The organism is Alphaproteobacteria bacterium (assembly GCA_018667735.1).
GTDB lineage: Bacteria > Pseudomonadota > Alphaproteobacteria > Rickettsiales > JABIRX01 > JABIRX01.
Map to the genome: position 1 here is coordinate 16,008 of JABIRX010000034.1, position 15,133 is coordinate 31,140.

General features: G+C 29.9%; 11 protein-coding genes. 4 read left to right on the forward strand and 7 right to left on the reverse strand.

Annotation, left to right across the window (positions count from 1 at the left end; all coding sequences use genetic code 11):
• Positions 1-14: 14 nt before the first annotated feature.
• Genes HOH73_03455 through HOH73_03470 form a run of 4 tightly spaced genes read left to right on the forward strand, consistent with a single transcriptional unit; the run spans position 15 to position 5,219 of the window.
• Entirely contained in the window at positions 15-794 is a 780-nt protein-coding gene (locus HOH73_03455; protein ID MBT5827913.1) for a VWA domain-containing protein, read from the forward strand.
• Entirely contained in the window at positions 775-2,553 is a 1,779-nt protein-coding gene (locus tag HOH73_03460) for a VWA domain-containing protein (GenBank protein ID MBT5827914.1), read from the forward strand. Before HOH73_03455 ends, HOH73_03460 begins: the two co-directional genes overlap by 20 nt.
• A complete protein-coding gene (locus HOH73_03465) occupies positions 2,547-4,244 on the forward strand; it encodes a hypothetical protein (GenBank protein MBT5827915.1) in 1,698 nt (565 codons plus the stop codon). The genes HOH73_03460 and HOH73_03465 overlap by 7 nt, the downstream gene beginning before the upstream one ends.
• Before the next feature lie 6 nt (positions 4,245-4,250).
• Positions 4,251-5,219 carry a MoxR family ATPase gene (locus HOH73_03470; GenBank protein ID MBT5827916.1) on the forward strand — a complete coding sequence of 323 codons (969 nt, stop codon included), beginning with the start codon at positions 4,251-4,253 and terminating at the stop codon, positions 5,217-5,219.
• A 1,195-nt stretch (positions 5,220-6,414) separates the two neighbouring features.
• Here HOH73_03470 and gyrA read toward each other — a convergent pair.
• The 7 genes from gyrA to HOH73_03505 all read right to left on the reverse strand — a co-directional run.
• Positions 6,415-9,165, reverse strand: a complete 2,751-nt coding sequence (gene gyrA / locus HOH73_03475) for a DNA topoisomerase (ATP-hydrolyzing) subunit A (GenBank protein ID MBT5827917.1) — start codon at positions 9,163-9,165, stop codon at positions 6,415-6,417.
• A gap of 80 nt (positions 9,166-9,245) precedes the next feature.
• Entirely contained in the window at positions 9,246-10,337 is a 1,092-nt protein-coding gene (gene ribD, locus HOH73_03480; protein MBT5827918.1) for a bifunctional diaminohydroxyphosphoribosylaminopyrimidine deaminase/5-amino-6-(5-phosphoribosylamino)uracil reductase RibD, read from the reverse strand.
• Positions 10,338-10,345: 8 nt separating this feature from the next.
• Positions 10,346-10,789, reverse strand: coding sequence for a transcriptional repressor NrdR (gene nrdR, locus HOH73_03485; protein MBT5827919.1), 444 nt, complete (start codon positions 10,787-10,789; stop codon positions 10,346-10,348).
• On the reverse strand, positions 10,789-12,084 hold the full coding sequence (locus tag HOH73_03490; protein ID MBT5827920.1) for a serine hydroxymethyltransferase: 1,296 nt from the start codon (positions 12,082-12,084) through the stop codon (positions 10,789-10,791). Before HOH73_03490 ends, nrdR begins: the two co-directional genes overlap by 1 nt.
• A gap of 80 nt (positions 12,085-12,164) precedes the next feature.
• Positions 12,165-12,617, reverse strand: a complete 453-nt coding sequence (gene rpiB / locus HOH73_03495; GenBank protein MBT5827921.1) for a ribose 5-phosphate isomerase B — start codon at positions 12,615-12,617, stop codon at positions 12,165-12,167.
• On the reverse strand, positions 12,614-14,110 hold the full coding sequence (locus tag HOH73_03500) for a hypothetical protein (protein ID MBT5827922.1): 1,497 nt from the start codon (positions 14,108-14,110) through the stop codon (positions 12,614-12,616). Before HOH73_03500 ends, rpiB begins: the two co-directional genes overlap by 4 nt.
• Positions 14,111-14,112: 2 nt before the next feature.
• Positions 14,113-15,133: hypothetical protein (locus HOH73_03505; protein ID MBT5827923.1), on the reverse strand; the 1,021-nt coding region annotated here is incomplete at its 5' end.

Here is a 15,133-nt window from a genome sequence, read left to right on the forward strand (position 1 = left end):
GGTCATTACTGGTCATGGCTCTAGCAGACCCTAATATTAGCTCTAAAGAAAGCAAAATAAATATAGATGGCTATGATTTAATGGTTTTAATTGATGTTTCTGAATCTATGTCTGCTTTAGATTTCTCAACTAAGGACAACTTGCTAACCAGACTTGATATAAGCAAGGATGTTATTAGCAATTTTGTTAAAGAGCGTACTTATGACAGAATTGGTTTAATTATATTTGGTAAATATGCCTATTTAGAAAGTCCTCTTACTTATGATAAAACAACTATAAATTCTATTATTAACTCAACCCAAATAGGTATAGCAGGACCAAGTACAGCAATTGGTGATGCACTTGCTCTTGCAGTTAAAAAGCTTTATAAAAAAACAAAAAATTCAAGAGCTATAATTTTACTTACTGATGGAGAAAGTAACTCTGGTTTGTTAACAGCGGATGCTGCAGCAAAAATTGCAGCTAAATATGATATACCAGTTTATACTATTGGTATTGGAAAAAATGAAGAGGCACCTTTTCTAAATTCATTTGGTCAATTACAATACGCTTTTATCCCCTTAGATAAGGTTACTCTTAAAAATATCGCTAATGTCACTAAGGGTAAATTTTACCTAGCAGAAAATAAGCAAGAATTAGAAAATATTTATAAAGAAATTAATAATTTAACAAAAACTACCATAGATTATGATTCTTATTTTAGCTACACAGCAATTTACGAATATTTTATTTTATTAGCTCTAATAATTTTTTTAATATATTCCTTATTCCAATATGTTAGATACCCTAGCTAATTTCCATTTTGCACAACCATATTATTTCTTGTTACTGCTGTTTATTCCAGTGATAATCATATATGTTAAATCAAATAAAAACATCAATAATGTTTCTCTATATTATAAGCAATATAAAGCTTTAGCTTCTTTACAAAATCTCAAAAGCTTACTTAAATTTAACCCACAGGAAAAACAAAATACTAAGTTAAAATTACTTATTTTATTTATAATTTTAATAATATTTTCTTTAGCAAAACCAAGATGGCAATATCATGAAGTAGAAATTACGAGTAATACAAACAATATAATATTTTTATTAGATAGTTCATCTTCAATGAATGTAAAAGATCTGGCTCCTAATCGTTTTGCATTTAGCAAAGAGAAAATTTCAACCATAGTGAATAATATAAATAATAGCCGTATTTCATTAATTGCTTTCACAGATATTCCTCATGTTATTTCACCATTAACAAAAGATTTGAAAGCAGTTCAGGGTAAATTAAATAATTTAACAACTTCCAACTTCACAAGACAAGGCACAAATATAAATGAAGCTATAAGAGTAGCAAATAATCTATATAAAGACTTTTCTGGCGACAAAAATTCTATCATTTTACTTACAGATGGTGATTTTGATAATAATATTACGACCAAATTAATAAAAAGTTTAAATAATAAAAATCTAAATTTTATTACTTTAGCAACTGGTACTAAAATTGGTGGACCTGTCTATGTAAAAAATAAAATATTAACATATGAGCAACAAAATGTTTATTCTAAATTACAAATTGAGAATCTGGAAAAGCTAAATAAAACATTTAATGGTAAACTTATTAATGCTACGCAAAATGATCATGACATAGCTGAGATAATTAATCTGCTTGATATTGAAAACAGTCAAAATAACCAAGAAAAAGATAAAGTGAAAATATGGCAAGAGGCTTTTTATATATTCCTTTTACCCGCCCTATTAGTTTTACTTTTTTACACTCGCTATTTTTTATGTTTTTTATTTTTGTTAATAAGTTTTCCTGAAAATTTAAAAGCTAATATATTCCTAAATAATGAACAACAAGCTAAGCAAGATTTCGCAGAGCAAAATTACAAATCAGCTTATGAAAAATTTAACACACCATATAATAAAGGAGTTTCTGCATATAAAAATAATGACTTTAAAGCTGCAGCAAAAGAATTTAGTAAAATAAACACAGATGATATTGAGCGTAAGTTTAATTTAGCAAATAGCTATTTTATGTTAAATGATTTTAATTCTGCCATAAAAGAATATAAGGAAATTCTAACAATAAATAACAATGATACTAAAACTAAGCATAATTTAAAAATTGCCAAAGCAAAGCTTAAAGAGCAACAGCAAAAAGATTCAAAACAACATAAGGATAACAAAAAGGCAGAGAATTCTAACAATAAACCTAAAACGCAAGATAAAGAGCCATTAGAAAATAATAATCAAACACAAAAAAACCAAGCTAAACCAGAAGAGCAGAATAATAACAAACAAGGAGATGATTCTAACTCAAGAAATACCCAAAGTAATAGCGAGTTAGACAAAGAAAATGCAAATCAATCAGATAGCCCTAATAAAAAGCAAGATAATGATAAAGCTCAAGATATTAAAGGTAAAAAATCAAATGAAGCTAAAGATAATTATGAGGATGTATTCGATTTAATTGAGGATTCAACGGCAGAAATTATGCAAAGAAAAATCCAACTAATAGAAAATAACAACAAAACAACTTCAACTAAAAAACCATGGTAAAAAGACTTTTAACTACTATATTTTTTCTTGCTTTACTTACTCTGAATTTGAATGCGCAAAATTTTGAAGCAACTATCAACAAAACTAATTTCGCGGCAAATGAAGATATTATTTTAACACTTACATTATTAGATATTAATACCAAAAACAAACCAAATATTGAGGTGCTTAATAAGGCTGGCTTTAGAATTAGATCGCAAAGCTATAATAGTAAAACTAGCTATGTTAATGGTGAAATATCTAAAAAATTTTCCTGGGTATATTATTTATCAACTAATTTGGAAGGCCAAGTTACTATTCCAGAAATTACATTACAAACCAAGAATTCTGATTTAAAAACTTCCGCTTTAAAGCTTACTATAGCTAAAAATTCTGTTACTAAAAACCACAAACAAGATAAAATATCCATATCAAATCAAATAGAAACTAAAAACCCATTTATAAAACAAACTGTAATTTTAAAAACTAAAATTGTAAGATTTGTAAATAGTTACAATGAAGAGTTCATAGAACCCAAATCAAATGACGCTATTATAGAATTAATTTCTGAACCAAAATCATACCGCTCAACGCTTAATAACCAAGAAGCAATAATTACAGAATATATTTTTGCGCTTACACCTATAAAAACTGGTGAAATAAAAATAACATCAGCCAAATATAAAGGTGTTTTAGCTAAAAATCATGCGCAAGATTCTTTTGGTAATATAAATAATCTTTTTGGATTTTCTAATATGCAAAAATATGAAGATTTTTTTATTGCAAGTAACGATATTATCTTAAATGTAAAAGATAGAATTTCGGCTTCTAAAAATTGGCTACCTCTTAATTCTCTTAAGCTAAAAACTGAATTATCTAATAAAACGCAGAATATATATGTTGGTGATCCCATAGAGTTATCAATAACTTTAGAAGCTCATAATGCTAAAGAAGGTCAAATTCCAGATTTAGAATTTTTACGCAATAAAAATTACAAAATTTACAAAGACCAAGCAGAAAATAATATAACTTTTGTAAATGATAAAATTACACTTACAAAAATTCAGAATTTTACTTTAGTTCCAATTAATAGTGGCGAAATTAATATTCCAGCCATTTCAATAAATTGGTTTAATCTTAAAACGAAAAAATATAAGGAAGAAAAATCCAAGAGTTTTACTTTTAATATTTTGCCAGAACTGGAAAAAAGAAACATTACATTTTTAGAAAATCAGAATGATCAACCTTTGAACGAGCAAGAATATAACAACAAAGCAAATATTATAATTGTTTTTTTGATATTTATAGTTCTTGTTTTGATTGTTATCGTGATTTTGTTAGCAAGTAAGTTAAGCAAGCTAAAAAAACATAATAGAGTACAATTACCAAAAGAAATTATCTCTAAAATTAATTTAAGTAATATAAATAAAGCCAAAAATATAAACGAACTTAAAGAATTTATATTTTTTTATTTTGTAAATAATTATAAAATTAAAACAAAAAACCTAATAGATTTAGATATAATTATTAAAAAGAACTTTTTACATACAACTAACTTTTCTGAAGTTATTGCAAATATTAATGCAGCAATTTATGCTAATCTAGAAATTGACTTAACATCACTGAAAAGCAGAGCTAAAGATGCAATTAATACTCTCTCTCTTAAAAAAACTAAAACTTCTACAAAATTACATATAAAACTAAATCCATAAAATATTATGCAAGAAAAAATAATACAAGATAACCCTAGCGACTCTTTAATCATTAATATCTTTGATAATCTTAGTCAAAATATTATTGGGCAACATGAGCTAAACCAAAATTTAATTATAGCACTTCTGGCCAGAGGTCATGTTTTATTAGAAGGAATGCCAGGTCTTGCTAAAACAAAAAGTGCTGAAACTTTAGCAAATTCAATTGATGCGGAATTTAAGCGTATTCAATTTACGCCAGATTTATTACCATCTGATATAATAGGAGGTGATATGTATATACAAGAGAAAAATAAATTTGAATTCTCTTCAGGACCATTATTTACTAATATTGTGCTTGCAGATGAAATTAATAGAGCTCCAGCAAAAGTTCAGTCCGCCCTCTTAGAAGCTATGGCTGAAAGACAAATATCTGTGGGTAAGAACACATATAAATTACCAGAATTATTTATGGTAATAGCAACGCAAAACCCTATAGAGCAAGAAGGTACTTACAAGCTACCCGAAGCACAGCTTGATCGCTTTTTATTACATATTAAAGTTGACTATCCTAATGCAGAAAATGAATTAAAAATTTTGAATCAATTCGAAACTAAAAAAAAGATCTCATTTAAACTAACATCAGCTTCTGAAATAATTAAAATGCAACATGAAGTAGATGATGTATACCTAGATGAAAAACTTAAGCAGTATATAGTAGATATAGTTATTGCAACGAGAGAGACCAATAAATACAGTAAAGAGCTTGCAGAATACATAGAACATGGGGTATCTCCAAGGGCATCACTTGCTTTATGTCAAACTGCTAAAGCTTTTGCATATTTACAAGGTGAAGAATATGTTAGCCCTTATCATATACAAAAAATGGCTAAATATGTATTAAGACATCGTATTATTATTAGTTATAAAGCAGAAGCTGAAAATATTTCAACTGATGATATAATAGATAAAATAATCGAGCTGGTTGCAATATAAGCGTTATTTCACCAAAAATATATGTTATGTTTTTCCTTTATATTTATAAAAATATCTTAACTTTTTAAAGTAAGAAAAAAAGAAAAGAATATTTAAAATCTTATTTAAATTTAGCTTTGTAACTCTTGAGACAGCTATAATTTATTAGTATTTTTGTGTTTCTCTATTCTTCATATTAATATGGCATCTATAGAAAAAAGGAGGTTTATTTTTAGGAAAAACAATAACCTTTCTAGTATTTAAAGCTTTATTCTAAGAAAATATTTTAACATATTACGCTCCTTGTTTGTTAATATTGTTTATCACTCATTATTTTTCATAGCTTACTTTTTTTATATCTATTATTCTAATTTAACACTATTTTTAATTAAGCTAGAAAGAATATTATTCTTCAGAGCTTCTCTTTTATAGCTTTATCTTGCTTCCAGCTGAGATTTACTAAGTTAGTAAATATTTTCTGCAATTATAATATTCCTAAGGCTTTTCTTAATTTACAAAACATATAATGAGCCTTAGATCATTTTTATAAATAAAATAAAGTAAACTATGTTGTATTCTTCTTTATCTCAATTTTTCTAATTCTTGATTACATAGAGCACCATAGAGCAGCGAAATAAGTTTAAAGCTAATAATACTAATCCTAGTTTAACCTGCAAAACTTAAATTATTTAGAACTTAGATTACATAGTGATTTAAATTTCATTTCAATAAAATATTCTAACAAAACCTTAATTTATAAAAATATTTTTGCTAAGAATTAACTAAATAAAACTACAACTCTCTAACTTAGTAAGCAGCTAACATTAGATAAATAGATCAAAAAACTCATTATAAATTTGATCATATTGCTTTTGAAAAGTTATAGAGATAAATAATATAGATTGCACTAATAAAAAAGAGGCTATTTTCAACAGCTTAACAGGCAAAGCTAAGTTTTTGCTATAGCCTATATAGTATGTTAATCTCCTCTTATTTTATAATTTATTGAAGATAGAAAAATGTCATAAACTAGTCACAACTACAAAAAAATAATTGAATGTAGTCTGTAATAACTAGAAGTTAAGATAATAATTACCTAACATTTTCTTAACCACAATCAAATTAATGATTACACCCTATTGGTATTAACTTTCCTAGATAGCTACGATCTTTGTCAACCAACAAGCATTTAAGTAAACTGGTATAGCATAAATAATTAGTTAACAGCTTCATTAACTACATTATCTAGCTCATTATTACCTTCTTGATTTTCTTCCAAGTCCTCTTCTTCAGATGATGATACTTTTGCAACTGATACTACTTTTTCATCATTATCGGTTTTAAGCAAAGTAACACCCTGTGTGTTTCTACCTGCTACTCTGATTTCACCAACTTTACAACGAATCAACTTACCCTTATCAGTCATTATCACTATTTCTTCATTATCTTCGGCAGGAAAAGTAGCAACTACGCTGCCATTTCTTTCACTAGTTAAAATATTTATGATACCACTACCACCCCTGTTAGTGATTCTATAATCTATAGAGGATGATCTTTTTCCATAACCATTTTCTGTAATAGACAGAATAAATTGTTCCTGCTTAGCGATATCTAATAACTTAGCTTTATTTACCTCAGTTTCTGGAAATACTTCATCTAAAATAGAAAAATCTTCTGTTTCAGCTAATTCTTTTCTCTTAACTATATCAATATTAAAGAACTGGGCTTTTAGCTCTGCATCAAAATCTGCCGATTTTAATACTGTTTGTGATATAACTTCATCACCATTAGCAAGTTTCATACCTCTTACACCTGATGATGTTCTACTTTTTATCACACGCAGTGACTCTAATGGAAACCTTAATGATTTACCAAATTTTGAAGCTAACAAAATATGGTCATTATCAGCGCAAAAACTAACTGATACTAAACTATCATTATCATCTAATCTAATAGCAATTTTTCCATTAGATTGTATATTTTTAAAGTCATCCATATCACTTCTTCTAACACCACCTTGTCTAGTTGCAAAAACCAGATTCATACCACTCCATTCATCTTGCTCTTTAGGCAAAGGCATAATTGTGGTTATTTTTTCACCATCTTTAAGTGGAAAAATATTAATTAATGCTCTTCCCTTGGATGTTGCTGAACCTTGTGGTATCTTGTAAGCTTTTAATCTATAAACTTGACCAAAATTTGAAAAGAATAATACTGGTGCATGTGTAGATGTTACAAACATTTCAACTAAAATATCTTCCTGCTCTTTTTTCAGACCAGCTCTTCCCTTACCGCCTCTTTTTTGTGCTCTGTAAGCAGTTAAAGGAACTCTTTTAATATATCCTTCCATTGTTACAGTTAAAACAACATCTTCTTCAGCTATTAAATCTTCTATATCATGCTCAAATTCATTCTCATCAATTTGACTTCTTCTTGGAGTCGCAAATTCATCCTTAATTTCAAGCAATTCTGTTTTCATTATGTTTAAAATTTTATCTCTAGAGGATAATAAATCTAAGAAATATTCTATTTCTTTTTTAAGCACCATCAGCTCGTCTGCTAATTTTTCTCTTTCTAAACCAGTTAGTTTGGCTAACCTCATATCTAAAATAGCCTGAACTTGCTCTTCAGTGAAATAACATTGCTTGTCTACTATTTCATTCTTCAAGTCACCAATAAGCTCAATTAAGTTTGCAGCATCACCCGCTGCCCATTTACGACTTAGAAGTTTTTTCTTAGCTTCTAGAGTATCCTTAGAGCTCCTAATAGTTGCGATCACCTCATCTATAGAATCAACAGCTAATGTTAAACCTATTAACAAATGTGCTTTTTCTCTAGCTTTATTTAGCAAGAAAATTGATCTTCTGGTGATAACATTTTCTCTAAATTCAACAAATGCTTTTAACACATCATATAAATTCATTTGTTTTGGACTACCATTATTAAGCGCTAATAAATTGACGCCAAATGAAGTTTGTAGTTGAGTTAAGTTATATAATTGGTTTAAAGCTACCTCCGCTATAATATCTCTTCTTAGCTCTATAACAACTCTTACACCTGATTTATTTGATTCATCTCTTAAATCTGTAATACCTTCTATCTTTTTATCTCTAACTAACTCCGCTATTTTTTCTATTAATTTTGCTTTATTAACTTGATATGGAATTTCAGTAGCAATAATTGCAGTTTTACCATTACCAATTTCTTCAAAATGAGTTTTTGCTCTAATTATTACCGAGCCTCTTCCAGTTGAAGCAGCAGATCTACTTCCAGACCTACCTAATATTATACCACCTGTTGGAAAGTCAGGGGCTGGCACAATATTAATTAATTCTTCTAAAGTGATATTGTGGTTATCAATGTAAGCACATGTTGCATCAATAACCTCTCCCAAATTATGCGGAGGTATATTAGTTGCCATTCCTACTGCAATACCACCAGCTCCATTTACTAAAAGATTGGGAAATTTAGCAGGAAGAACTTCTGGCTCTTTTTCAGAACCATCATAATTTTCACGAAAATCTACCGTACCTTTATCGATATCATCGATTAATTTAGCAGATATTTTTGCCATTCTAGACTCTGTATAACGCATTGCTGCTGGAGAGTCTCCATCCATAGAGCCAAAATTTCCTTGACCATCAATAAGAGGAGAACGCATTGAAAAATCTTGTGCCATTCTAACTAAAGCATCATAAATAGCTGAATCTCCATGTGGGTGGTATTTTCCCATTACCTCACCCACAATTCTAGCCGATTTTTTATGTGGTTTATTATGATAACAACCAGTCTCATTCATAGAGTATATTATTCTTCTATGCACTGGCTTTAAGCCATCACAAACATCGGGAATTGCCCTACTTACTATAACACTCATAGCATAATCTAGATAAGATTTTTTCATCTCATCTTCAAGTGAAACAGGCAATAAATTTTGGTGGTTATTATGGTTAGATTCTTGAGACATTACAAAACTAAAATTAAATAATAAATTAACTAATTTTTAGCATTATAGCCAAGTTTTAGCAAGCAAAATAATTAGAATATCTAACTCTTTATATAATGCTCTATTACATCTCTATTTTGAATATTTTGCACTTTAACAAGCCTATAGCTTTTAGCATCTGCTATGCACTTCAAATCTAAGTCTCCACACATATCAAAGCTATCTCCACCAAAAAACTTACCCGTTCTATAAACAACCAACTCATTGATTAATTCTGTTTTAACAAATTTAGTAATTAATTTACCAGCTTCACAGAAAATTGATGTTATACCTTTTTTTGCCAAATCCTGTAATATAACCCTACTGTCATTGTACTCATCATTTCTTAACCTAATAACCTCTGTTTGATCATTGATTAATTTTGACATTTTAGCTTGATCTTCACTAGTGGTGTAAATTAATGTTTTTCTTTTGATTTTATGATCTAATATATTACTAAATAATGGTATATCTAGATTACGATCTAAAATTACTATTGTAGAATTTTTATTATAAGATTTAATTCTACAATTTAAAGTGGGGTTATCTTGAATGATAGTACCAACTCCTGTTAAAACTGCATCGTGCCGAGATCTTAATAAATGAACATAATTTCTTGATAATTCAGATGTAATCCACTTACTCTCCTTATTCGCTAGAGCAATTTTACCATCCAAACTTGTGGCCATTTTACAAGTTAAATATGGCAATTTAAACGATATATAATGAAAAAACATTTTATGCAAATCTTTAGCATTGTTATCATTTAATATTTCTACTATTACACCATTATCATTAAGTTTTTTTACTCCTCTACCTCTAACTATTGGGTTTATATCTATGCAGCCAATAACAACTCTTTTTATCCCAGATTTTATTATTAAATCACAACATGAAGGATTTCTACCAATATGATCACATGGCTCTAAAGTGACATATAAGGTAGCATCCAATAATTGCTCTCTACTCAATTTATTTATTGCCCCCACTTCTGCATGAGGCGAACCTTTAAAACCTGTTGCCGCCTTTGAAAGCAACAGATTATCTTTTACAATTACCGCACCTACTGCTGGGTTAGGATATGTTTTACCTAATCGCAACTTAGCCGCGTGAATTGCTATTTGCAGCCATTTTTTATTAAATAATTCTGGCATGACTAACACTAATTGTTTTTAAGAAAACTCTCAAAATCCTCCGTTGATTCAAAATTTTTATATACAGATGCAAATCTAATAAATGCAACCTTATCAAGAACTTTCAACTCATTCATAACTAGCTCTCCTACATCTTTGGATGAAATCTCAACTTCGTTAAGTAAATTTAATTCTTGATGTATTTTTCCAGCAACCTTTTCAACCACATCTATAGTGACCTTACGCTTTCTAAGCGCCATCTTGATCGAAGATAACAATTTACCGTAATCAAAGAACTGTTTTTCACCAGACTTTTTAACAATAAAAATTTCTTTATATTGTATTCTTTCATATGTGGTAAATCTAGAATTACAATTTGGGCACTCCCTTCTTCTTCTAATGGAAGCGCCATCCTCTGACAATCTAGAATCCTTTACTGTAGTTTCATTATGCTTACAAAAAGGACAAAACATTAACTTACTGGAAACTCGTTACACAAATCTTTTACTTGCTCTTTAACTTTCCTTGTAACTTGCTCCATATCTTGCTGTGCTGCTAAAGCATCAACTATATCGCCAATCAAATTACCCACTTTTTCGAACTCAACAAGCCCAAAGCCTCTTGTAGTACCAGCAGATGTGCCAAGCCTTATACCAGAAGTAACAAATGGTTTTTGTGGATCAAACGGAATTGCGTTTTTGTTACAGGTTAAATTTGCCGCTTCCAAAGCCTCTTCAGTAGCCTTACCAGTTAAGCTTTTAGGTGTTAAATCAACTAAAACCAAATGATTAACTGTGCTGCCAGATACTATATTTAAGCCTCTGTTCTTAAGAGTTTTTGCTAATATCTTTGCATTTGCAACTACACTTTGCATATAAACTTTAAATGAGGGGTCTAATGCCTCTTTGAAGCAAACAGCTTTAGCAGCTATTACATGAACTAAAGGACCACCCTGAATTCCAGGAAATATTGCTGAGTTCACTTTTTTAGCAATAGTTTCATCATTAGTTAAAATCATACCGCCCCTTGGACCTCTTAGTGTCTTGTGAGTTGTAGTTGTAACTATATGTGCATGTGGTATTGGTGAAGGATATACTCCAGCTGCAACTAAACCAGAAATATGCGCCATATCTACTAAAAAATAAGCATCCACACTATCTGCTATTTTTCTTAACCTAGCCCAGTCTACAATTTGTGGATAAGCTGAAAAACCACCAATTAACATTTTAGGTTTATGTTCTTTTGCTAGAGCTTCTATTTCATCATAGTCTAGTAAATGTGTTTCTTTATCAACACCATATTGCACTGCATTAAACCATTTTCCTGATTGATTAGGTTTAGCTCCATGTGTTAAATGACCTCCGGATGCTAGAGATTGTCCCAAAATTGTGTCACCTGGCTTGATCAAAGCGGTAAAAACACCTTGATTTGCTTGTGAACCAGAATTTGGCTGCACATTTACAAATTCTACATCATATAATTCTTTTGCTCTATCTATCGCTAAATTCTCAACTATGTCAGCATATTCACAGCCTCCGTAATATCTTTTTCCTGGGTAACCTTCGGCATATTTATTAGTAAAATTACTACCTTGTGCTTCTTTTACCGCTTTACTTACTATATTTTCTGAAGCTATCAACTCTATCTGGTCTTGCTCTCTTTGCTCCTCTCCTTTTATTGCGTCAAAGATCTCCTTGTCTCTTGATTCAATATTTTCTTCAAAAAAAGCTTTAATTTCACTATTTGCGTATATTTTCTCTGCTGTCATTTTTTTAAACTAAAAATTAGTTAACAAGCATACAATTATGCACAAATTTGTAAACCAAAAAAAGCAATAGAAAAAAATTACTACAAACCAATTTCTTCCAATTTTTTGACTCTTTTTAAATGCCTGCCTGATTCAAACTTTATATTTAAAAAATTATTTAGAATTTTAACTGCCTCCTCCTGCTCAATTAACCGGGAACCTAAGGCTAAAACATTAGCATTATTATGTTCTTTTGCTAAAATTGCCATCTCCTCAGTACAACATAAAGCCGCTCTAATATGCGAGAATCTATTAGCAGCAATCGATATACCAATGCCAGAACCGCAGATTAGCACACCTAAAGATTCTATCTCATTCTCCATTTTTTTGGCTAACAAAACAGCAACATCAGGATAATCAACCGAATCTATAGAGTAAGTGCCAAGATCTTCAACTACATTCTCTAAGCTCAAACTATCTAAATATTTTTTTATATAATCTTTTAAGTGATAACCTGCATGATCAGAGGCTAATATAATTTTCTTTAATGTCATCTTCCCGCAACTGTTCTTAATTCAAATATATTATAATATCTTACGATATCGTCAAACCCTTTTAACCACCCCTCTCCTAAATCATGACTTACTCCTAATAAATCCGTATATATATCTCCATCCATGCCAGTACTTTGTGGTATATTATGATACTCTGGTTCCTGCAAAGTTAAGGCTGAAAAATCAATTTGCTGCCCTGCACTGTTAAATGCTCCATAACCATTTGAACCATGACTGATAAGAGCAACCGAAGCATTTGTTCTAACTGCCTCTTCTGTATCTTTAATTACCATTCTATTTTGCTTAACCTTATTGGTGTTCCATTTAGCGTATAAATGCTCAAGAACTTCAGCTATTTGTGCATCTGTTAAGGTTATATCATAGGCAATAAATTCAAATATCTCTTCAGTAAATAAAAAACTTGCAGTCGAATCATACAAATCTTTACCTAGGGTAACCTTGTTAATATTTGTAGCTAAACTACCACCAACTGATATTGAGCCTTGGTCTACATATGATACATAAGGATTTAAAATATAACTACCACTTCTAGTAACTGAAAATATCTCCGGTTCTGTCTCACTTAAGGCTCCTATTACATATGCTGTACTAGCTCCGTATAATCTCTTAAAACTCAAATTACCAGTACTACTATCAGTATAATATAACTCTTTTGAGTTAGTATCTGAACTATTTGCATATGATAACAAACCTCTATTAGTTGAAGCATTATGATCAAAATTAGCGGTAAAAAACAAAGTGTGTGAACTTTCAAATAAATCATGAATAGTTGTATGATCTATTTGTAGATAATCATCCAAACCATCAAAATATGCTCCAATTAAAGTTGTTGATGCTGCATTATCAACTTTAATAATAGGCTGTAAAGTTGTATCTGATTGACTTGCTGCACAATTACCACCTGTTGATTTATCAGCAACATTAGTAATATAGTATAAATCTGAGTCTTCTCTTAACGTTAAATTTTTACCATCAGAAAAATCCAGCCAACAGGCTAAATTATTATTAAGCGGAAAGTCACTACTATCATTATAAATATTTCTAACTAGTGATGATACTATATAAGAAATCTTATTACCCCAGCTATCCAGAGAATACTGTATATCTAGGCCTAACTCAGCAACTGGCACTGCACCAACAAATAAATCACTTATACCGTCACCATTACCATCATCACCAAAACCAAAAACTCCATCAGATACAACACAACCATTACCATCAGTAGCAACTGCACTACCATAATTACTATTATATAAGTCATAATCTAATCTAGCTGGGCATGGTATAGCACCATTTATATTGTAATAAGCTGCTATCGCTTCTCTTATTTTTAGTATTTTATCTTCTGTTGCTTCGTTTTTATTTATATCATCTAATCTGTCTTTGATAACTACTGAAAAAGTGAATATCACAGATATAACCGCAATTAATATTGACAATTCGATAAAAGTAAAAGCAGATTTATGTTTCATAATTATTTTATACAATATTGTTTTGCTATTTCAGGCAAATAATCTGTGTTAGAAGAAGAACTTTGTGGGGCTTCAGAGTAGTAAGGGTGAGTATTGCTTAAATTTCCCGTCAAACCCCACTTGTGAGCTAAATAACCTTCTATTTTCTGTCTATTATCATCACTTTGTGCAGAAGAAAATGCAATAACTTCACCTAAATACCCGCCAAAATATCTACTATTATTACCAAAAGAAGAATTTAAATAATATTGAAATGATGAACCAAAACCTACTTCATTGCTTCTGTAGGATCTAACAATGTAATAAGTGCCTGATATAACATATGTCTGCTCACCATTAACATATAAATTATCCAACTCATTATAATGCCAGTCATTATTATCCGGTGTTGGATTAAATCTATATTGTATCATCCTCAGTGAATCATCATTATTTTGATTAGCAAATACCATAGCAAATTCTCTAACATTTTTCAATACCAAATATAAATCTCGATATTCTCCAGTTGCACCTAATAATTGTTTATACCTAGAAAAGTAAACCATATTAAGATTATTTAATATATTACTGCTATATGTAGGCATATATGATGAATTAGTTTGTGTTGCATGGTTATTATTACCTGATTTATCACTCCATTGACTAACCAAGCTTCCAGACAATGTTACTGTTGAGCTATCACTAGCATCAAGCCATAATAATGGTGCTAAGTCACTTGGTACAAAGTCAGAAGCACTACTTGTTGCAACACATGCGCATTCTGAACCATAGAGTCTGGCATTATATTCCGCTAGTACATTTCCACTATAATCACTATCATAAGTAATATTGTCGTTATTTTTGCTATTAGATGCTACTATTAGTAATTCCGGTGACATGAAACTCGTATAATCATCATAACTTGCGGGCAAATTAGAGTTCTGTAAATGCACATCATCATATATAAGTGTGTTATCATTATTGCTATTTTCAACCTCATTATTATTGCTTATGGTTGGATGAGATTTTTGCACCCCTAAATTA

Bases quoted from the DNA above. Each gene is read 5' to 3' on its own strand.
- HOH73_03455 (MBT5827913.1), top strand. From the start codon at position 15: ATGGCTCTAGCAGACCCTAATATTAGCTCTAAAGAAAGCAAAATAAAT.
- HOH73_03460 (MBT5827914.1), top strand. From the start codon at position 775: ATGTTAGATACCCTAGCTAATTTCCATTTTGCACAACCATATTATTTC.
- HOH73_03465 (MBT5827915.1), top strand. From the start codon at position 2,547: ATGGTAAAAAGACTTTTAACTACTATATTTTTTCTTGCTTTACTTACT.
- HOH73_03470 (MBT5827916.1), top strand. From the start codon at position 4,251: ATGCAAGAAAAAATAATACAAGATAACCCTAGCGACTCTTTAATCATT.
- gyrA (MBT5827917.1), bottom strand. From the start codon at position 9,165: ATGTCTCAAGAATCTAACCATAATAACCACCAAAATTTATTGCCTGTT.
- ribD (MBT5827918.1), bottom strand. From the start codon at position 10,337: ATGCCAGAATTATTTAATAAAAAATGGCTGCAAATAGCAATTCACGCG.
- nrdR (MBT5827919.1), bottom strand. From the start codon at position 10,789: ATGTTTTGTCCTTTTTGTAAGCATAATGAAACTACAGTAAAGGATTCT.
- HOH73_03490 (MBT5827920.1), bottom strand. From the start codon at position 12,084: ATGACAGCAGAGAAAATATACGCAAATAGTGAAATTAAAGCTTTTTTT.
- rpiB (MBT5827921.1), bottom strand. From the start codon at position 12,617: ATGACATTAAAGAAAATTATATTAGCCTCTGATCATGCAGGTTATCAC.
- HOH73_03500 (MBT5827922.1), bottom strand. From the start codon at position 14,110: ATGAAACATAAATCTGCTTTTACTTTTATCGAATTGTCAATATTAATT.